Source organism: Enterobacter cloacae complex sp. SHL009 (assembly GCF_049237205.1).
GTDB classification, from domain to species: Bacteria; Pseudomonadota; Gammaproteobacteria; order Enterobacterales; family Enterobacteriaceae; genus Enterobacter; species Enterobacter cloacae_M.
In genome coordinates this window covers 395,297-414,029 of the sequence record NZ_JBMKIW010000002.1, presented here as the reverse complement: position 1 = coordinate 414,029, position 18,733 = coordinate 395,297, and the positions used below count along the sequence as shown (strand labels likewise).

17 protein-coding genes are annotated in these 18,733 nt (G+C 55.9%); 9 read left to right on the top strand and 8 right to left on the bottom strand.

Going from position 1 to position 18,733, the window contains the following annotated elements:
* The first annotated feature begins 32 nt into the window (after positions 1 to 32).
* Genes panB through panD form a run of 3 tightly spaced genes read left to right on the top strand, consistent with a single transcriptional unit; the run spans position 33 to position 2,101 of the window.
* Positions 33 to 824, top strand: a complete 792-nt coding sequence (panB, locus tag ACOTZC_RS08405; RefSeq protein WP_023310432.1) for a 3-methyl-2-oxobutanoate hydroxymethyltransferase — start codon at positions 33 to 35, stop codon at positions 822 to 824.
* Between the two features lie 11 nt (positions 825 to 835).
* Positions 836 to 1,687, top strand: a complete 852-nt coding sequence (gene panC, locus ACOTZC_RS08400) for a pantoate--beta-alanine ligase (protein ID WP_023310431.1) — start codon at positions 836 to 838, stop codon at positions 1,685 to 1,687.
* A gap of 33 nt (positions 1,688 to 1,720) precedes the next feature.
* Complete coding sequence (gene panD / locus ACOTZC_RS08395) at positions 1,721 to 2,101, top strand: aspartate 1-decarboxylase (protein ID WP_006810068.1); 381 nt, start codon at positions 1,721 to 1,723, stop codon at positions 2,099 to 2,101.
* 3 nt (positions 2,102 to 2,104) lie between these two features.
* On the opposite strand, the gene ACOTZC_RS08390 is transcribed toward panD, so the two are convergent.
* From ACOTZC_RS08390 to ACOTZC_RS08375, 4 genes are all read right to left on the bottom strand, one after another.
* Positions 2,105 to 3,352: a polysaccharide deacetylase family protein gene (locus ACOTZC_RS08390; protein WP_023310430.1), complete on the bottom strand. Its 1,248-nt coding sequence runs from the start codon at positions 3,350 to 3,352 to the stop codon at positions 2,105 to 2,107.
* A gap of 62 nt (positions 3,353 to 3,414) precedes the next feature.
* Positions 3,415 to 3,855 carry a PTS sugar transporter subunit IIA gene (locus ACOTZC_RS08385; protein WP_163354421.1) on the bottom strand — a complete coding sequence of 147 codons (441 nt, stop codon included), beginning with the start codon at positions 3,853 to 3,855 and terminating at the stop codon, positions 3,415 to 3,417.
* A 104-nt stretch (positions 3,856 to 3,959) separates the two neighbouring features.
* The gene (locus ACOTZC_RS08380; protein ID WP_023310428.1) at positions 3,960 to 4,730 is read right to left on the bottom strand and encodes an ABC transporter permease; all 771 of its coding nucleotides are present in this window, start codon (positions 4,728 to 4,730) and stop codon (positions 3,960 to 3,962) included.
* Positions 4,727 to 5,653, bottom strand: a complete 927-nt coding sequence (locus ACOTZC_RS08375) for an ABC transporter ATP-binding protein (protein WP_003856300.1) — start codon at positions 5,651 to 5,653, stop codon at positions 4,727 to 4,729. The genes ACOTZC_RS08380 and ACOTZC_RS08375 overlap by 4 nt, the downstream gene beginning before the upstream one ends.
* A 107-nt stretch (positions 5,654 to 5,760) precedes the next feature.
* On the opposite strand from ACOTZC_RS08375, the gene can reads away from it, so the two are divergent.
* A complete protein-coding gene (can, locus tag ACOTZC_RS08370) occupies positions 5,761 to 6,423 on the top strand; it encodes a carbonate dehydratase (protein ID WP_008501947.1) in 663 nt (220 codons plus the stop codon).
* 61 nt (positions 6,424 to 6,484) lie between these two features.
* Here can and hpt read toward each other — a convergent pair whose 3' ends face one another.
* Positions 6,485 to 7,021 carry a hypoxanthine phosphoribosyltransferase gene (hpt, locus tag ACOTZC_RS08365; protein WP_008501948.1) on the bottom strand — a complete coding sequence of 179 codons (537 nt, stop codon included), beginning with the start codon at positions 7,019 to 7,021 and terminating at the stop codon, positions 6,485 to 6,487.
* A gap of 208 nt (positions 7,022 to 7,229) precedes the next feature.
* On the opposite strand from hpt, the gene ACOTZC_RS08360 reads away from it, so the two are divergent.
* A complete protein-coding gene (locus tag ACOTZC_RS08360) occupies positions 7,230 to 9,620 on the top strand; it encodes a glucose/quinate/shikimate family membrane-bound PQQ-dependent dehydrogenase (RefSeq protein WP_059445810.1) in 2,391 nt (796 codons plus the stop codon).
* Positions 9,621 to 9,752: 132 nt separating this feature from the next.
* Here ACOTZC_RS08360 and cueO read toward each other — a convergent pair whose 3' ends face one another.
* Complete coding sequence (gene cueO, locus ACOTZC_RS08355) at positions 9,753 to 11,321, bottom strand: multicopper oxidase CueO (protein ID WP_163354417.1); 1,569 nt, start codon at positions 11,319 to 11,321, stop codon at positions 9,753 to 9,755.
* Between the two features lie 145 nt (positions 11,322 to 11,466).
* Between cueO and ACOTZC_RS08350 the strand changes: the two genes are divergently transcribed.
* The 3 genes from ACOTZC_RS08350 (at position 11,467) to speD (ending at position 13,594) form a co-directional block, all read left to right on the top strand.
* On the top strand, positions 11,467 to 11,814 hold the full coding sequence (locus ACOTZC_RS08350) for a YacC family pilotin-like protein (RefSeq protein WP_014882582.1): 348 nt from the start codon (positions 11,467 to 11,469) through the stop codon (positions 11,812 to 11,814).
* 115 nt (positions 11,815 to 11,929) lie between these two features.
* Positions 11,930 to 12,799 (top strand): polyamine aminopropyltransferase, encoded by an 870-nt coding sequence (speE, locus tag ACOTZC_RS08345; RefSeq protein ID WP_023310424.1) that lies wholly within the window; start codon positions 11,930 to 11,932, stop codon positions 12,797 to 12,799.
* Positions 12,800 to 13,594 (top strand): adenosylmethionine decarboxylase, encoded by a 795-nt coding sequence (gene speD / locus ACOTZC_RS08340; RefSeq protein ID WP_008501953.1) that lies wholly within the window; start codon positions 12,800 to 12,802, stop codon positions 13,592 to 13,594.
* Between the two features lie 31 nt (positions 13,595 to 13,625).
* Here the strand turns inward: speD and yacL are convergent, their stop codons facing one another.
* Positions 13,626 to 13,988, bottom strand: a complete 363-nt coding sequence (yacL, locus tag ACOTZC_RS08335) for a protein YacL (protein WP_023310423.1) — start codon at positions 13,986 to 13,988, stop codon at positions 13,626 to 13,628.
* Positions 13,989 to 14,178: 190 nt separating this feature from the next.
* Positions 14,179 to 16,776, bottom strand: coding sequence for a bifunctional aconitate hydratase 2/2-methylisocitrate dehydratase (gene acnB, locus ACOTZC_RS08330; RefSeq protein ID WP_045355163.1), 2,598 nt, complete (start codon positions 16,774 to 16,776; stop codon positions 14,179 to 14,181).
* Positions 16,777 to 17,175: 399 nt separating this feature from the next.
* Between acnB and ACOTZC_RS08325 the strand changes: the two genes are divergently transcribed.
* Positions 17,176 to 18,729, top strand: a complete 1,554-nt coding sequence (locus ACOTZC_RS08325; protein WP_126303562.1) for a DUF3300 domain-containing protein — start codon at positions 17,176 to 17,178, stop codon at positions 18,727 to 18,729.
* Positions 18,730 to 18,733 lie beyond the last annotated feature (4 nt).

Sequence of the window (18,733 nt, the reverse complement as noted above, 5' to 3'; positions counted from 1 at the left end):
AAAGATTCGCTTTTGGGCTATCAGGAAACAGTATGAAACCAACCACCATCTCCTTACTGCAGAAATGCAAACAGGAAAAAAAACGCTTCGCCACCATCACCGCGTATGACTACAGCTTCGCAAAACTCTTTGCCGAAGAGGGAATCAACGTCATGCTGGTCGGAGATTCGTTAGGGATGACGGTACAAGGACATGATTCCACCCTGCCGGTCACGGTTGAGGATATCGCTTACCATACGCGTGCGGTGCGCCGCGGGGCTCCAGCCTGCCTGCTGCTTTCCGATCTGCCGTTTATGGCCTATGCCACGCCGGAGCAGGCATTCGAAAACGCGGCAGCGGTTATGCGTGCTGGCGCTAACATGGTCAAAATTGAAGGCGGCGCCTGGCTGGTGGATACGGTGAAGATGCTCACCGAGCGCGCCGTGCCGGTGTGCGGCCATTTGGGCTTGACGCCGCAGTCCGTCAACATCTTTGGTGGATATAAGGTGCAGGGCCGCGGTGACGCCGCCCAGACGCTGCTGGATGATGCTCTAGCGCTGGAAGCCGCAGGCGCCCAGCTGCTGGTGCTGGAGTGCGTGCCGGTTGAACTGGCGAAGCGTATTACTGAAGCCCTGTCGATTCCGGTGATTGGTATCGGTGCAGGCAACGTGACCGACGGCCAGATCCTGGTGATGCACGACGCCTTTGGCATCACCGGCGGGCATATTCCGAAGTTTGCCAAAAATTTCCTCACCGAAGCGGGCGACATGCGCGCTGCGGTCAGGCAGTATATTGCCGACGTTGAATCCGGTGTTTACCCGGGTGAAGAACACAGTTTCCATTAAGGAGTCTCGTTGTGCTAATCATTGAAACCCTGCCGCTGCTTCGCCAGCATATCCGCCGCGCGCGTCAGGAAGGTAAACGTATCGCACTGGTCCCGACCATGGGCAACCTGCATGACGGCCATATGAAGCTGGTTGACGAAGCAAGAGCCCGTGCAGATATCGTGGTGGTCAGTATCTTCGTTAACCCAATGCAGTTTGACCGCGCCGACGATCTGGCACGCTATCCGCGCACCCTGCAGGAAGATTGCGAGAAGCTCAAAAAACGCCATGCGGATATTGTCTTCTCTCCGGCACCGGCGGATGTCTATCCTCAGGGTACCGATGAGGCCACTTACGTTGACGTACCGGGCATTTCCACCATGCTGGAAGGCGCAAGCCGCCCGGGTCATTTCCGCGGCGTATCGACCATCGTCAGCAAGCTGTTCAACCTGGTGCAGCCGGACGTTGCCTGCTTCGGTGAGAAAGATTTCCAGCAGCTGGCGCTGATCCGCAAGATGGTTGCGGATATGGGTTACGATATCGAGATTGTCGGCGTACCGATTGTACGCGCGAAAGACGGTCTGGCGCTCAGCTCGCGAAATGGCTACCTGACCGCGGACCAGCGTAAAATCGCGCCGGGCTTAAGCAAGGTCATGAACACCATGGCAGAACAGCTGCTGGCGAAAGAGTTAACGGCCGAAGAGATTATTGCTCTGGCTGAACAGGCGCTGAACGATAAAGGCTTCCGCGCTGATGATATTCAAATTCGCGATGCCGACACGCTTCTGGAGCTTACACAGACCAGCAAACGTGCGGTCATTCTGGTGGCGGCATGGCTTGGTCAGGCCCGCCTAATCGACAACAAAGTGGTTGAACTGGCGTAGGTTTCTCTACCCGGAAGATGAAAGGTAAACGTAATGATTCGCAAAATGCTGCAAGGTAAGCTTCACCGTGTGAAAGTCACCCAGGCCGACCTGCACTATGAAGGCTCCTGCGCCATCGACCAGGATTTCCTTGATGCTGCGGGCATCCTTGAAAACGAAGCGATTGATATCTGGAACGTTAACAACGGCAAACGTTTCTCAACCTACGCCATCGCCGCCGAGCGCGGGTCTAAAATCATCTCCGTTAACGGCGCGGCAGCGCACTGCGCGGACGTGGGCGATATTGTGATTATCGCCAGCTTCGTGATGATGTCTGATGAAGAAGCACGCCGCTGGCAGCCGAAAGTTGCCTACTTTGAAGGCGACAACGACATGAAACGTACCGCGAAGGCGATTCCGGTTCAGGTTGCTTAAGCACTATCCCTGCGGCTGATTACTGATCAGCCGCGACATTGTCTCCAGCGAATCCGTTCTTAAGATGTACAGGCGTTTCAGTAAGAACGGATTATCCCCCGGCTTCACCTTCCCTTTCACCGTCGTCACCGCCAGATGAAAACCGGCGTCATTCGCCGCCTTTATCGCTTTATTGTCGTAGCCGCCAAACGGATAGGAAAGATAGAGCACGCGTGGATTAAACTGCGCCAGCGCGCGACGCGAGCGTTCAAAATCAAACAAAATCACGTGATAGCTGCGGCTCAGTAAAATCGGGTGTTTATACCCATCCACGCGGTGCAGGAAGTGGGTGTGAGACTGAATATCGAACACATCCTGAATCCCCTTAATCTCCTGCACGCTCATAAACTGCAGCGATTTTGGATCCCACTTCTGCGGATGGCCTTTTATGCGGGAAGAGATAATAAACGCGGTAGCCTTGAAGCCGTACTCTTTCAACACTGGATAGGCATAGCGGCTGACGGATTTCAGGCCATCGTCAAAGGTAATCACCACCGATTTTGCAGGCAGGTTCATTTTGTTACGCACGTACCCTTCAAGCTGGTACATCGTCAGGGTGGTATAACCCTGATCGCGTAGCCAGGCCATCTGGTTGTTGAACGCGCGTACGCTGGTGGTCGTGGACGTATGTCGAAAACGGGTGTTCTCTTCATCACGCAGAATATGATGGTAGGTCAGAATCGGAAGTCCGTTATCTTCCTGCGCGTCCAGGCTGCTGATCCACGCCAGACGATTGCCGATGCGGATCTGGAACCAGGTCTGATTCAGACGGTCTTTCAGTTTATTCAGTATCGGATAGCGCAGATTGGCGCTTAACGTGCCGAAAGGCGCGCTGCCGCTCGACGGCGCGTTATACACCGGCGTGTCTTTCCAGGTAATCAGGTTCTGATTGCTGAGGGGTTTATTGAGATCCCCGAGGCTGTCCTCGACGCGCTGTTTCCCCTGAACCGGCTCCAGGTGTCCCTTGTCGATAAACCCCGTGCCAAAACCAAAGCGAAATTCGTAGTAGTCCGCCGCCGCGGGCACAACGGCCAGGATCTGCCCGGCGCGGACGTTACCGACGTTGATCACGCTGTTCCCCACCTGCGCCCAGATCGCCGCGTCTTCGGTGGTTTGCATGTACTGGGCAGGCAGCGTGTGCTGACTGAGTAAACTGGCTGAGCTGACGCCGGAAATGAGCATCAATAGCAAGAAAAGAATGCGCGGTAGCATGGTGTCTTAATCGGTGCGGAAAACTGCCGCTATTGTAACAAATGAGACATCAATACCAACGTTTAATTCTTATACAAATCGTGGAGCAGGACGAAGGGAGGATTTTTTTGCTGCTGATGCCACAAGCTGCTGACGCCCGGAACGCCCTGCGCCACGATGGCCTGGCGAAACTCTGCGCTGCTTAAGGATCCACGCTGCGGATACATTAACGCCAGCAGGGAGAAGTTAATACCCGAGATCACTTCACAGCACGCGTGCTTATGGCTCAGCAACGCGGCTGCGCGGTAAGGCGCCGCGCCCGATTTATCGGTAAGAAAAATCACGCCATCGCCGGTGTCCGTTTCATGCAGGGCATCACACATCATGCGGCTCAGCATGTTGGTGCTCAACCCGCGCCAGTAGTTTATCGCCCGGCACTGTACCAGCGGGCCAAATCTGGCTTCAAGCTTATCCAGCATTTCCTGCGCCTGTTCATCGTGGCAGGTGATAACCCATCCCAGCATAACTCCCTCCTTAGCAGGCAAGTAGTTTAGCGGAGTGAAGGTTAGCTTACGGTGATAACTGTCAAAGAAAGTGCCCGGCAAACAGAACGTCGCCGGGCAAAAGATTAGCTGCGCAGCCCGCGTCCGCGCTGGATCAGCGACCAGCAGAGCAGGTAGAAGGCGATGATAAACACCACCAGCACCGCCACCGTGGTAAACAGCGGCACATCGGTGATACCGAGGAAGCCAAAGCGGAACCCGCTGATCATGTAGACAATCGGGTTCAGGTGCGACAGCGCCTGCCAGAACGGTGGCAGCAGCGTCAGGGAGTAGAACACCCCGCCGAGATAGGTCAGCGGCGTCAGCACGAAGGTCGGGATCAGGCTGATGTCGTCAAACGTTTTGGCGAACACGGCGTTCAGCAGACCGGCCAGCGAGAACAGGATCGCCGTCAGGAGCAGCGTGAGCGCGACAAACAGCCACGAGTGGACCTGGAACGGCACGAAGAACAGCGAAATCGCCGTGACCAGGATCCCCACGCACAGCCCGCGCGCCACGCCGCCGCCAACATAGCCCGCGATAATGACGTGCGTCGGCACCGGCGCGACCAGCAGCTCTTCAATATTGCGCTGGAACTTGGCGCTGAAGAATGACGACGCCACGTTGGCATAGGCGTTGGTGATCACCGCCATCATGATCAGGCCCGGCACGATAAACTGCATATAGGTAAAGCCGTGCATTTCACCAATCCGGGAACCAATCAGGTTACCGAAGATGATGAAATAGAGCGTCATCGTGATGACCGGCGGCACCAGGGTTTGCACCCAGATACGCATAAAGCGGTTGATCTCTTTCGCCCAGATACTTTTCAGCGCGACCCAGTAAAGATGCGTCATGCCTTGTCTCCTTGTTTGTCATGTACCAGAGAGACAAACAGCTCTTCCAGTCGGTTCGCTTTGTTACGCATACTTAACACCTGAATCCCCTGCGCGCTCAGCTGTGAGAACACGCTGTTAATCCCCTGCTCGCGCAGCACTTCCACTTCCAGCGTCGAGGTATCCACCAGACGATAGTTGTAGCCTTCAAGTTTTGGCAGCGCGCTTTTCGCCGCCAGATCGAGAATGAAGGTTTCGGATTTCAGCTTGGAGAGCAGATTCTTCATCGAGGTGTTCTCCACCAGCTCGCCGTGCTGAATGATGCCGATGTTGCGGCACAGCATTTCAGCCTCTTCCAGATAGTGGGTGGTCAGAATAATGGTGGTGCCTTTGTCGTTGAGATCTTTCAGGAAGCCCCACATGGAACGACGAAGTTCGATATCGACACCCGCAGTCGGCTCATCGAGGATCAGCAGTTTTGGCTCATGCATCAGCGCACGGGCGATCATCAGGCGGCGCTTCATCCCGCCGGACAACATGCGCGCGCGTTCGTTACGCTTTTCCCACAGATCGAGCTGCTTAAGGTATTTTTCGCTACGCTCGAGGGCCTCTTTACGCTCAACGCCGTAATAGCCCGCCTGGTTAACGACAATTTGCTGCACCGTCTCGAACGGGTTGAAGTTGAACTCCTGCGGAACCAGCCCCAGCTGGCGCTTGGCGTTCACCACATCTTTTTGCAGGTCGTACCCAAAGACGCTCACCCGGCCGGACGTTTTATTGACCAGCGAGCTGATAATCCCAATGGTGGTCGATTTCCCCGCCCCGTTCGGCCCCAGAAGCGCGTAAAAATCACCGGCCTCTACTTTCAGATCTATTCCGCGTAGCGCCTGAACGCCACCCGGATAGGTTTTTTTAAGCTGCTCAAGCTCCAGTGCAATTGCCATGAAATTAACTTACCTTCAGTTCTTACACACGTTGTGTGGTTTCATTAAAAGTCGGGTTACCCTATAGTAGCGCAACGCAATAACTCGGTTACAGGTCGCTAACCTCCATGAACAACATAGATACACTCATCAGCAACAATGCACTATGGTCAAAAATGCTGGTGGAGGAAGACCCCGGATTTTTTGGAAAACTCGCGCAGGCTCAGAACCCACGCTTTCTCTGGATTGGATGTTCCGACAGCCGCGTACCGGCGGAGCGCCTGACCGGCCTTGAACCCGGCGAACTGTTTGTTCACCGCAATGTCGCCAATCTCGTAATTCACACCGATCTCAACTGTCTTTCTGTTGTTCAGTATGCCGTGGACGTTCTGCAAGTCGAGCACATCATCATCTGCGGCCATTATGGCTGCGGCGGCGTGCAGGCGGCGGTTGAAAACACGGAACTGGGGCTCATTGATAACTGGCTACTGCACATCCGCGATATCTGGTTCAAACATAGCTCACTGCTGGGCGAAATGCCGCAGGAACGTCGCATGGATACCCTTTGCGAACTCAACGTGATGGAGCAGGTGTATAACCTGGGCCACTCAACGATCATGCAGTCAGCGTGGAAACGCGGGCAGAAGGTCTCTATCCACGGCTGGGCGTACGGTATTCACGATGGCCTGCTGCGCAATCTGGAAGTAACCGCCACCAACCGCGAAACGCTGGAGCAGCGTTACCGTTCGGGGATTGCCAACCTTCAGCTTAAGCATGTGAACCATAAATAAAGCCGGGAATGTTCTCCCTCTCCCTGTGGGAGAGGGCCGGGGTGAGGGCATCAGCCTGCAACTACTCGTCCAGCAGTACCACTTTCCCCACATACGGCAGATGACGATAACGCTGCGCGTAGTCAATGCCGTAACCGACGACGAATTCGTCCGGAATCGAGAAGCCCACGAACTCTACCGGCACCTGCACTTCACGACGGTCAGGTTTATCCAGCAGCGTACAAATCGCCAGAGATTTTGGTTCACGCAGGCTCAGGATCTCGCGCACTTTTGACAGCGTGTTGCCGGAGTCGATGATGTCCTCAACGATCAACACATCTTTGCCACGAATATCTTCATCCAGATCTTTCAGGATTTTCACATCACGGGTAGTGGACATGCCGCTGCCGTAGCTGGAGGCGGTCATAAAATCGACCTCATGGGGCACATGCACCTCACGGCACAGGTCTGCCATGAACATGAAAGAGCCGCGCAACAGACCGACCAGCACCATTTCGCTGCCGCTGTCCTTGTAATGTTCGGTGATTTGACGACCCAGTTCGGCGATACGCGCTTTGATCTCGGCTTCCGGGATCATCACTTCAACAGTATGTTTCATATTACTAACCAAATGATTTTAGTGAAAATCTCTCAATACGGATGAGTTAATATCCAGCACTGATACGCAAGCCAGCCATTATATCAGCAAATGGATAAGCCTGGCGTATGAGTTATAAAAAGCAAATATTGTGATTCCGATCACACTTGTTAATACCTATAATTAGTTGCTAGCAAATTATTAACAAAAACTGACGAGTACACTTTCTATGGCTGAAACAAACTCTAAACAGCCGCGTCTACTGGTGACATTAACAGCCGCATTCGCAGCCTTCTGCGCGCTGTATCTGTTAATCGGTGGCGTCTGGCTGGTCGCTTTAGGCGGCTCCTGGTACTACCCGATTGCGGGTCTGGTTATGGTTGCCGTAACCGTCCTGCTGTTGCGTAGAAAACAATCTGCACTGTGGCTGTATGCCGCCCTCCTTCTTGCCACCATGATCTGGGGCGTCTGGGAAGTCGGTTTTGACTTCTGGGCACTGACGCCGCGCAGCGACATCCTGGTCTTCTTCGGTATCTGGCTGATCCTGCCGTTCGTCTGGCGTCGCCTGATTGTGCCTTCCAGCGGTGCGGTAGCGGGCCTGGTTGTTGCCCTGCTTATTACCGGCGGCATTCTGACCTGGGCCGGCTTTAATGACCCGCAGGAGATCAACGGTACGCTGAACGCAGAATCCACGCCTGCGGCAGCTATCTCCCAGGTCGCTGACGGCGACTGGCCTGCGTATGGTCGTAATCAGGAAGGTCAACGCTACTCTCCGCTGAAGCAGATCAACGCGGACAACGTTAAAAACCTGAAGGAAGCCTGGGTATTCCGTACCGGCGATGTGAAGATGCCGAACGATCCGGGCGAGCTGACCAACGAAGTGACGCCGATTAAAGTCGGCAACATGCTTTATCTGTGTACGGCGCACCAGCGTCTGTTCGCGCTTGACGCGGCCACCGGTAAAGAGAAATGGCACTTCGATCCGCAGCTGAATTCCAACCCGTCCTTCCAGCACGTAACCTGCCGCGGCGTCTCTTACCACGAAGCGCGTGCCGATAATGCGAGCCCGGAAGTCATTGCTGACTGTCCTCGCCGCATTATGCTGCCGGTGAACGATGGCCGTCTGTTCGCCATCAATGCCGAAACGGGCAAGCTGTGCGAAACCTTTGCCAACAAAGGTATCCTGAACCTGCAGACCAACATGCCGGACACCACGCCGGGTCTGTATGAGCCCACCTCGCCGCCAATCATCACCGATAAAACCATCGTGATTGCCGGTTCGGTAACGGATAACTTCTCCACGCGTGAAACCTCCGGTGTTATCCGTGGTTTCGACGTGAACACCGGTAAACTGCTGTGGGCCTTCGACCCGGGCGCGAAAGATCCCAACGCGATCCCGTCGGACGAGCACACCTTTACCTTTAACTCGCCAAACTCCTGGGCACCAGCGGCGTATGACGCGAAGCTGGACCTGGTCTACCTGCCAATGGGAGTGACCACGCCAGATATCTGGGGCGGTAACCGCACGCCGGAGCAGGAACGTTATGCCAGCGCTATCGTGGCGTTGAACGCAACCACCGGTAAGCTGGCCTGGAGCTATCAGACCGTACACCACGATCTGTGGGATATGGATATGCCGTCCCAGCCGACGCTGGCGGACATTACCGTTGATGGTAAAACCGTACCGGTGATTTACGCTCCGGCGAAAACCGGCAACATCTTCGTACTGGATCGCAGCAACGGCAAGCTGGTTGTGCCTGCCCCGGAAAAACCGGTTCCGCAGGGTGCGGCGAAAGGCGACTACGTCAGCAAAACCCAGCCGTTCTCCGACCTGAGCTTCCGTCCGAAGAAAGACCTCAGCGGGGCAGACATGTGGGGTGCCACGATGTTTGACCAGCTGGTGTGCCGCGTGATGTTCCATCAGCTGCGCTATGAAGGCATCTTCACGCCGCCTTCTGAGCAGGGCACGCTGGTCTTCCCGGGTAACCTGGGGATGTTCGAGTGGGGCGGGATCTCCGTTGACCCTAACCGTCAGGTGGCAATTGCCAACCCGATGGCGCTGCCGTTCGTTTCCCGTCTGATCCCACGCGGTCCGGGCAACCCAATGGAACAGCCGAAAGACGCGAAAGGCAGCGGTACCGAAGCCGGCATTCAGCCGCAGTACGGCGTACCGTTCGGCGTAACGCTGAACCCGTTCCTGTCGCCGTTTGGTCTGCCGTGTAAACAGCCTGCCTGGGGTTACATCTCCGGTCTGGATCTGAAAACTAACCAGATCGTGTGGAAAAAACGTATTGGTACCCCGCAGGACAGCATGCCGTTCCCGATGCCGGTTCCTGTGCCGTTTAATATGGGTATGCCAATGCTGGGTGGCCCAATTTCCACCGCCGGTAACGTGCTGTTCATCGCAGCAACCGCAGATAACTACCTGCGCGCGTACAACATGACCAACGGTGAGAAACTGTGGCAAGGCCGTCTGCCGGCTGGCGGGCAGGCTACGCCGATGACCTATGAAGTGAATGGCAAGCAGTACGTTGTCATCTCTGCCGGCGGTCACGGTTCGTTTGGCACCAAGATGGGCGACTATATCGTCGCGTATGCGTTGCCTGACGAAGGCAAATAAAAGCAAAACGGCAACTTCGGTTGCCGTTTTTGTGTTTGTTCCCTCTCCCTGTGGGAGAGGGTCAGGGTGAGGGCATCAGGCCGCAAGTGCGAAATCCAGGCCGGGTAAGGTGAAGCCGCCACCCGGCTTTTTTTATACGGTAAAGCCGAGCATCATCCCCGTATCTTCATGCTCCAGCAGGTGGCAGTGCGCCATATAGGCAAACTCCTTCGGCGCCTCGTGGTCAAACTTCACCAGCACCTCGCTGACGCCGCCTTCCACTCTCACCGTATCTTTCCAGCCCGCGCGATGCGCATCCGGCGCTTTGCCGTTTTCTGTAAGAATACGGAACTGGGTGCCGTGGATATGGAACGGATGCAGCATCATGTCCCCTTCGCCTGAAATCACCCAGCGCTCAAGCTGACCTTTTGTCGCAGCAAACATCGGCGTATTCATGTCGAACGCTTTGCCGTTGATCATGTTGGCGTTGTGGAAATCAAAGCCATGTTCGCCGTGATTCATATTCCCCATGCCGCCCATTTTGCCGTGGTCCATATTCATATGGCCCATCATCTGGCCGTGGTGCATCCCCGCCATCGCCTTATCACCATATTTCGCCATCAGCGCCTGCATGCCCATCATATCGAGCATCGGGTTCATGGAGAGCTGCAGCCTGCGCTGCGTAAGCCCCTCTAGCGAAGGGAGGGCTGGCAGCGTGGTTAACGTATCAGGCAGCGTGCCGGAAGCGGCCACCAGCAGCGGCTGAATACGCAGCACCGGATGCGGCTTATCAAACGGTGCTACCGCCATCCCCATCTGGCTCACCGGCAGCGTCACGAGGTCAAACGGCTTGCCGTCGCTGATATCCACCAGCACCTCAAAGCGTTCGCCCATGAGCATCGGCAGCTCGCTCACCTTCACCGGCTCCGGCAGCAGCCCGCCGTCGCTGGCTACCACATACAGCGGGCGTTTATCGCTGGCGGCGAAATTCAGCGAGCGCGCGTTACAGCCGTTGAGCAGGCGCAGGCGCAGCCAGCCTTTCGGCGCGGCGTGCTGAGGATAAATGGCGCCGTTGGTCAGCAGCGTGTCGCCAAACCAGCCTACCGCCGCGCTCATCACGTCCAGCTGATAGTCAATTTGCCCGTCAGCGTTGAATTTCTTGTCCTGCACAATCACCGGTACGTCGTCGATGCCCCACTGTTTCGGCAGGCGCAGCAGGCGGCTTTCGTCGTCTTCAATCAGCACCAGCCCCGCCAGCCCCATCGCCACCTGATGGCCCGTTTTGCCATGCTGATGCGGATGGAACCAGCAGGTCGCCGCGCGCTGATCGGGCGTAAAGGTGACGCTGCGCGTACCGCCCGCTTTGATGATGCCCTGCGGCCCGCCGTCCACCTCGCCCGGCACTTCCAGCCCGTGCCAGTGCAGCGTCGTCTCTTCGGCGAGCGTGTTGTGGATATCCACCGTCACCGTTTTCCCTTTACGTAGCTGAAGCGCCGGACCGAGCAAATTGCCGTTATAGCCCCACGTCGTGGCGTGGTGCTCGCCGAACGTCGTTTTACCGGCCTGAACCACAAGCTGGATACGGCTGCGGGCGTCAGCGGTCAGTAAGTCAGGAATGGGTAAGGCAGGCCTGTCGGCCGCGAAAACCGCGCGGCTCCAGAGTGGTAATGCGCTGGCAGCCCCCAGCACAGCGGAATATTTTAAAAAATCACGACGTTGCATGTTCATTTCCTTATTTCCAGCAGGCGATCTTTTGAGCATAAACCCTCCCCTTACCGGAAGGTCAAGTAAAGCGGCAATAATAAAGATCGTCGCACCGGCATCAAGTATGCTAACGTTAATTTTCCGTGAAGAAGTGGTAGAAGCAATGAAGACGTTTTTCAGGACAATTTTGTTCGGAAGCCTGATGGCAATGTGTGCGAACAGCTATGCGCTAAGTGAAAATGAAGCGGAAGATATGGCCGATTTAACGGCGGTTTTTGTATTCCTGAAAAATGATTGTGGCTACCAGAATTTACCCAACGGGCAAATTCGCCGCGCGCTGGTCTTTTTTGCCCAGCAAAACCAGTGGGATCTCAGCAACTACGACAGCTTCGACATGAAGGCGCTCGGCGAAGACAGCTACCGTGACTTGAGCGGTATTGGTATTCCCACTGCCAAAAAATGCAAAGCGCTGGCTCGCGACTCACTCAGCCTGCTCGCCTACGTCAAATAACCTTCCCGACGCCCCCTGTTGAACCTATAGCCGTGCAACCACGGTTATAGTTAGCTATCATGTTTCGCTCATTTTTTATGAGCGTAACGGATGTTAACAAAGGAGGAGTCCGCGTATGGCCGACCACACGTTGTGGCATGAAACACTGCATGACCAGTTTGGTCAGTACTTTGCCGTTGATAACGTGCTCTATCATGAGAAAACCGATCACCAGGATCTCATCATCTTCGAAAACGCCGCCTTTGGCCGCGTGATGGCGCTGGACGGCGTGGTGCAAACCACCGAGCGCGACGAGTTTATCTATCACGAAATGATGACCCACGTTCCGCTGCTGGCGCACGGTCACGCGAAGCATGTCCTGATTATCGGCGGCGGCGACGGCGCAATGCTGCGTGAAGTGTCCCGCCATCGTTCCATTGAAACCATCACCATGGTGGAAATCGATGCGGGCGTCGTCTCTTTCTGCCGCCAGTATCTGCCCAACCACAATGCCGGCAGCTATGACGATCCGCGCTTTAGCCTGGTGATTGACGACGGCGTTAACTTTGTTAACCAGACCTCGCAGACCTTTGACGTCATTATCTCCGACTGCACCGACCCAATCGGCCCCGGCGCGTCGCTGTTTACATCCTCCTTCTACGAAGGCTGCAAGCGCTGCCTGAACCCGGGCGGGATCTTCGTCGCCCAAAATGGCGTCTGCTTCCTGCAGCAGGATGAAGCGCTGGATAGCCACCGGAAGCTGAGCACCTATTTCGATGATGTCAGCTTCTATCAGGCGGCAATTCCAACCTACTACGGCGGGATCATGACCTTTGCCTGGGCGACCGATAACGACGTATTACGCCATCTCTCCACCGAAATTATTCAGGCCCGCTTCCATCAGGCCGGTCTTCAGTGCAGATACTACAATCCGGCTATCCATACCGCAGCGTTTGCTCTGCCGCAGTACCTGCAAGACGCATTATCCACTAAGGGGGTGAGCTAATTGAAAAAGCTTAAACTGCATGGCTTTAACAACCTGACGAAAAGCCTGAGTTTTTGTATTTACGATATCTGCTATGCCAAAACAGCGGAAGAACGCGATGGTTACATCGCCTATATCGACGAACTCTACAACGCCAACCGTCTGACCGAGATCCTGTCAGAAACCTGTTCCATTATCGGCGCAAACATCCTGAACATCGCCCGACAGGATTATGAACCTCAGGGCGCCAGCGTGACCATTCTGGTCAGCGAAGAGCCGGTCGACCCGAAGCTTATCGACAAAACTGAACATCCGGGCCCGCTGCCGGAAGTGGTCGTGGCCCACCTGGATAAAAGCCATATCTGCGTGCACACCTACCCGGAGAGTCACCCGGAAGGCGGGCTGTGTACGTTCCGCGCCGATATTGAAGTCTCGACCTGCGGCGTGATTTCACCGCTGAACGCGCTGAACTATTTAATCCACCAGCTGGAATCGGACATCGTCACCATTGATTACCGCGTGCGCGGTTTTACCCGTGACGTCAACGGCATGAAGCACTTCATCGACCACGAGATCAACTCCATCCAGAACTTTATGTCCGAGGACATGAAATCGCTGTACGACATGATGGACGTGAACGTGTATCAGGAAAACATCTTCCATACCAAGATGTTACTTAAGGAATTTGACCTTAAGCACTACATGTTCCACACGAAGCCGGAAGATTTGAGCGAAGAAGAGCGTAAGGCGATTACTGACCTGCTCTGGAAAGAGATGCGCGAGATTTACTACGGCCGCAATATTCCGGCCGTGTAAGAGCAAGCCGGAGCAGGGATGCTCCGGTCTTTTATTTCTGTTTCATAAAGTCGCGGTAGGCATTTACCACCTGAAGGAAATCCTCTACGCCGCACATCGACAGGCTCTCTTCGTCGTAGTAGCTCATCCCCTCTTCCATCTCGTCACCTGAAAACTCGAGCTGGTTGGCACGCACCATGACCTCTTCACCGTCCATCCACAGCGTATATTCATGCCCGGCGCGCTGCCAGGATCGTTCACTGCCTTTCACCGTATTTGCCGCCTGTTCAACTTCATCAAGAAGTGCAAGATTTTCTTTCACCTCTTCGTTAAACCAGTGTCCAACGGCTTCGTGGCCCATCGACATACGCACTTTCACCACTCCGGTGATGTCGCGCAGAAATTCGTAATCCATAGTGTTTTCCTCTGCAAAGCCATTACGGTAATTATCGCAGCAGCGAGGAAGAAAAAAAGCGGGAGAGGTGGGAGGAATAAAAATAAAAAGGTGAGAGCAAGACCCTGCGGCCTGGTGCCCTCACCCCGTCCCTCTCCCACGGGAGAGGGTGCAAATACTCAAAACCGTCTCGTAGAGACGGTTTTGCTGTTTATACCGCCGTCTGGAAGATAACCCCGTCGGCCTTCTCGGTGTACTGAGAAAGCTGGTCGAAGTTCAGATAGCGATAGGTATCTACCGCCGTCTTATCCACCTGAGCCACAAAGGTCTGGTACTCTTCCGGCGTTGGCAGTTTGCCAATCAGCGCCGCAACCGCCGCCAGCTCCGCAGAGGCCAGGAAGACGTTCGCACCGGTACCTAAACGGTTCGGGAAGTTACGGGTAGAGGTGGAAACCACCGTCGCACCGTCGGCTACGCGCGCCTGGTTGCCCATACACAGGGAACAGCCAGGGATTTCGATACGCGCACCGCTCTTACCAAACACACTGTAGTAGCCCTCTTCGGTCAGCTGAGCCGCGTCCATACGCGTTGGCGGCGCCACCCACAGACGGGTTGGCAGCTGGCCTTTGTGGGTATCCAGCAGCTTACCGGCAGCACGGAAGTGACCGATGTTGGTCATACAGGATCCGATGAACACTTCGTCGATCTTCTCGCCCTGAACCTCAGACAGCGGACGCGCGTCGTCAGGATCGTTCGGTGCACACAGGATTGGCTCTTTGATATCCGCCAGATCGATGTCGATCACCGCCGCGTACTCTGCGTCAGCATCGGCTTCCAGCAGCTGCGGATCGGCCAGCCATTTCTCCATGCCCTGGATACGACGCTCCAGCGTACGACGGTCGCCGTAGCCTTCTGCAATCATCCACTTCAGCAGCACGATGTTAGAGTTCAGATACTCAATAATCGGCTCTTTGTTCAGCTTGATGGTACAGCCCGCCGCAGAACGCTCGGCGGAAGCATCGGTCAGCTCGAACGCCTGCTCCACTTTCAGATCCGGCAGACCTTCAATTTCCAGAATGCGGCCAGAGAAGATGTTTTTCTTCCCTTTCTTCTCAACGGTCAGCAGGCCCTGTTTAATCGCATACAGCGGGATCGCGTGAACCAGGTCGCGCAGGGTGATACCCGGCTGCATTTTACCTTTGAAGCGCACCAGCACCGATTCCGGCATATCCAGCGGCATCACGCCCGTCGCAGCAGCAAACGCCACCAGACCGGAGCCCGCCGGGAAGGAGATACCGATTGGGAAACGGGTATGGGAGTCACCGCCGGTACCCACGGTATCCGGCAACAGCATGCGGTTCAGCCAGGAGTGGATGACGCCGTCACCCGGACGCAGGGAAACGCCGCCGCGGTTCATGATGAAGTCTGGCAGCGTGTGGTGCGTGGTCACGTCAACCGGCTTCGGATAGGCCGCCGTGTGGCAGAAGGACTGCATCACCAGGTCAGAAGAGAAGCCCAGGCACGCCAGGTCTTTCAGTTCGTCACGGGTCATTGGACCGGTGGTGTCCTGAGAGCCCACGGAGGTCATCTTAGGCTCGCAGTACGCGCCAGGACGAATACCAGCAACGCCGCACGCGCGGCCCACCATTTTCTGTGCCAGAGAATAACCGCGGTTGCTTTCAGCAACGTCTTTCGCCTGACGGAAAACGTCAGAGTGCGGCAGACCCAGCGCTTCGCGCGCCTTGGTAGTCAGGCCACGACCAATGATCAGCGGGATACGGCCACCGGCGCGCACTTCGTCGATCAGCACGTCGGTTTTCAGCTCAAAGCTTGCCAGCAGCTCGTTGGTCTCGTGGTTGCGCACTTCGCCTTTGTACGGGTAAACGTCAATCACGTCGCCCATGTTCAGGTTAGAAACATCCACTTCGATCGGCAGTGCGCCCGCATCTTCCATGGTGTTGAAGAAGATTGGCGCAATTTTGCCGCCGAGGCACAGGCCGCCGCCGCGCTTGTTTGGCACATGCGGAATGTCGTCGCCCATGAACCACAGCACGGAGTTGGTTGCGGACTTACGGGAAGAACCGGTACCCACAACGTCACCCACATAGGCCAGCGGGAATCCTTTTTTCTGCAGGGCTTCGATCTGTTTGATCGGGCCAACGCTGCCCGGCTGATCCGGCTCAATACCTTCACGGGCGTTTTTCAGCATCGCCAGGGCGTGCAGAGGGATATCCGGGCGAGACCACGCGTCCGGTGCCGGAGAGAGGTCATCGGTGTTGGTTTCACCGGTCACTTTAAAGACGGTAACGGTGATTTTTTCAGCCAGCGCTGGGCGGTTCAGGAACCATTCGGCATCAGCCCAGGACTGCATCACCTGCTTCGCATAGACGTTGCCCGCTTTGGCTTTTTCTTCCACATCGTAGAAGTTATCGAACATCAGCAGCGTAGAAGAGAGCGCTTTAGCGGCAATCGGTGCCAGCTTGTCGTTATCCAGCGCGTCAATCAGCGGATGAATGTTGTAACCACCCTGCATGGTGCCGAGCAGTTCAATGGCTTTTTCAGGAGTAACCAGTGGGGAGGTGGCTTCGCCTTTGGCGATAGCAGCAAGGAATCCGGCTTTTACGTAGGCAGCTTCATCTACGCCAGGCGGTACGCGGTTGATCAGCAGATCTAACAGGAATTCTTCTTCGCCCTTAGGCGGGTTCTTCAGCAGCTCGACGAGCGCGGCCATTTGGGTTGCATCTAAAGGTTTGGGTACAATTCCCTCGGCGGCACGTTCTGCTACGTGCTTACGGTATTCTTCTAGCACGACGGTTCTCCTCGCTCTCATTGTCATATGCGGCGGGCGTTCTCTTCACGCTCCTGTGAGACAGCAGTTTGTAGGGTAAATGCCCGATACCGCGTCGGGCAGCATAGCAGGATTTCTGCACAGTGTTAATCCGTTTACAAAAAAGCAACATTAAAAAATTTGCTGAATCGTTAAGCATGGTGTAGCGGGGATTCAGGGCATCTTTTTGCGGTATCTTCTGCACCGTGACGCTTCAGTTTTTTCTTCATCAGATATAATTGTGTAATAAATACTCACACTCTTTATCCGGACGTCCCGGACGCTTCCCAATAAAAGTCAAAACAGTAAAAGACGGGTGAATAATACTCACGCCAACCGTAACGCCTCACGGCACAACGCTTGTCTCGTTGGAGTCATTTTATGAAGTTGCCCTTTAAGCCACATCTGCTCGTCCTTGTGTGCAGTGCCGGGCTGTTTGCCGCCTCGGGCGTCATGTTTGTCAAAGGCCGCGCCACGGAGCCCGCTGCGCCAGCCGCCGTCACACAACAACCGGCTCCACCGGCAGCGCCTGCCGCAGCCCAGTCCGCCCCTGCTGTCGCGCCAGCCTACACTGCCGCGCAAATCGATCAGTGGGTCGCCCCTGTTGCGCTCTACCCCGATGCCCTGCTCTCACAAATCCTGATGGCCTCGACCTATCCGGCCAACGTGATCCAAGCGGCGCAGTGGTCGAAAGACAATCCTAAAATGGAAGGGGACGCGGCGATTCAGGCCGTTGCCAGCCAGCCCTGGGATCCCAGCGTAAAATCGCTGGTCGCGTTTCCTCAGCTTATGTCCCTGATGGGTGAAAACCCGCCGTGGGTACAAAATCTGGGTGATGCGTTTCTCGCGCAGCCGAAGGACGTGATGGATTCCGTTCAGCGCCTGCGCGCGCTGGCACAGAAGGCCGGCGCGTTACAATCCACGCCTCAGCAGACGGTCACCACCGTAACAAAACCAGCGCCAGCGAAAACCAGCACCGCCGAAACCACGACCACGACGACGTCCGCGCCTACGGTAATCAAAATTGAATCTGCCGACCCACAGGTTATTTACGTCCCCACCTATAACCCCAATACGGTTTACGGGACCTGGCCAAACGCCGCCTATCCGCCCACCTATCTCCCGCCCACGCCCGGGGAGCAGTTTGGCAACAGCTTCGTAAACGGTTTAGGCTTCAGCCTGGGCGTCGCCACAACCTATGCCATCTTCAGCAGCATCGACTGGGATGATGACGATGACTGGGATCATCACCATGACGACTGGGATAATCACGGCGGCTATAACCGCAACGGTGATAACAATATCAATATCAACGTTGAGAACTTCAATAAAATCAGCGGACAGCGCCTGACGGACGCCAACCGCACCTGGCAGCACAACCCGGCCTATCGGGAAGGCGTGCCCTATCCGACTAACCAGCTCAACACTCGCTTCCACGCCACCAACACAGCCACAGGGCTCAGTTCAACGCAGCAAAAACCGGTAAATCGCGACAGCCAGCGTCAGGCCGCGCTGAGCCAGATGGAGAAATCCACGGGCAAAACGTTCCCGCAAACGGCACGCACCGGAACGAAAGACGTGCAGCGTCAGGCCTCAGGCGAACAGCTGAAGCAGATTTCGCAGCGCAACAACTACCGCGGCTACGACACCAAACCGCAGACGGCGAAGCGGAGTACCGCGCAGCAGCGAGAAAACCGCCAGACCACCGCCCAGAGACATGAGAAGCGGGTTTCGCAGCCCGCGCAGCAACGCTCTCTCCAGCAGCGAAGCAGCCAGCCCCGGGCCAATGCGCTGAGCGGTAACGACAGCCGCTCCGCGAACTGGCAGGCGCAGCAGCAGCGCGGTGCGCAAAGCAGACAGCTCGCTGCGCGCCAGCAGCAGCCACGTCAGGCGTCCGGTGGACGTGCTGAACGCCGTGAAATTCGACATCGCTAAGGGA

What these genes read in the sequence shown, in the direction of transcription:
- ACOTZC_RS08380 (WP_023310428.1), bottom strand. Translation starts at nt 4,730, where the DNA reads ATGACGCATCTTTACTGGGTCGCGCTGAAAAGTATCTGGGCGAAAGAG.
- ACOTZC_RS08385 (WP_163354421.1), bottom strand. Translation starts at nt 3,855, where the DNA reads ATGCTGGGATGGGTTATCACCTGCCACGATGAACAGGCGCAGGAAATG.
- ACOTZC_RS08390 (WP_023310430.1), bottom strand. Translation starts at nt 3,352, where the DNA reads ATGCTACCGCGCATTCTTTTCTTGCTATTGATGCTCATTTCCGGCGTC.
- panD (WP_006810068.1), top strand. Translation starts at nt 1,721, where the DNA reads ATGATTCGCAAAATGCTGCAAGGTAAGCTTCACCGTGTGAAAGTCACC.
- ACOTZC_RS08350 (WP_014882582.1), top strand. Translation starts at nt 11,467, where the DNA reads ATGAAGACGTTTTTCAGGACAATTTTGTTCGGAAGCCTGATGGCAATG.
- ACOTZC_RS08360 (WP_059445810.1), top strand. Translation starts at nt 7,230, where the DNA reads ATGGCTGAAACAAACTCTAAACAGCCGCGTCTACTGGTGACATTAACA.
- panB (WP_023310432.1), top strand. Translation starts at nt 33, where the DNA reads ATGAAACCAACCACCATCTCCTTACTGCAGAAATGCAAACAGGAAAAA.
- cueO (WP_163354417.1), bottom strand. Translation starts at nt 11,321, where the DNA reads ATGCAACGTCGTGATTTTTTAAAATATTCCGCTGTGCTGGGGGCTGCC.
- yacL (WP_023310423.1), bottom strand. Translation starts at nt 13,988, where the DNA reads ATGGATTACGAATTTCTGCGCGACATCACCGGAGTGGTGAAAGTGCGT.
- ACOTZC_RS08325 (WP_126303562.1), top strand. Translation starts at nt 17,176, where the DNA reads ATGAAGTTGCCCTTTAAGCCACATCTGCTCGTCCTTGTGTGCAGTGCC.
- hpt (WP_008501948.1), bottom strand. Translation starts at nt 7,021, where the DNA reads ATGAAACATACTGTTGAAGTGATGATCCCGGAAGCCGAGATCAAAGCG.
- can (WP_008501947.1), top strand. Translation starts at nt 5,761, where the DNA reads ATGAACAACATAGATACACTCATCAGCAACAATGCACTATGGTCAAAA.
- speE (WP_023310424.1), top strand. Translation starts at nt 11,930, where the DNA reads ATGGCCGACCACACGTTGTGGCATGAAACACTGCATGACCAGTTTGGT.
- ACOTZC_RS08375 (WP_003856300.1), bottom strand. Translation starts at nt 5,653, where the DNA reads ATGGCAATTGCACTGGAGCTTGAGCAGCTTAAAAAAACCTATCCGGGT.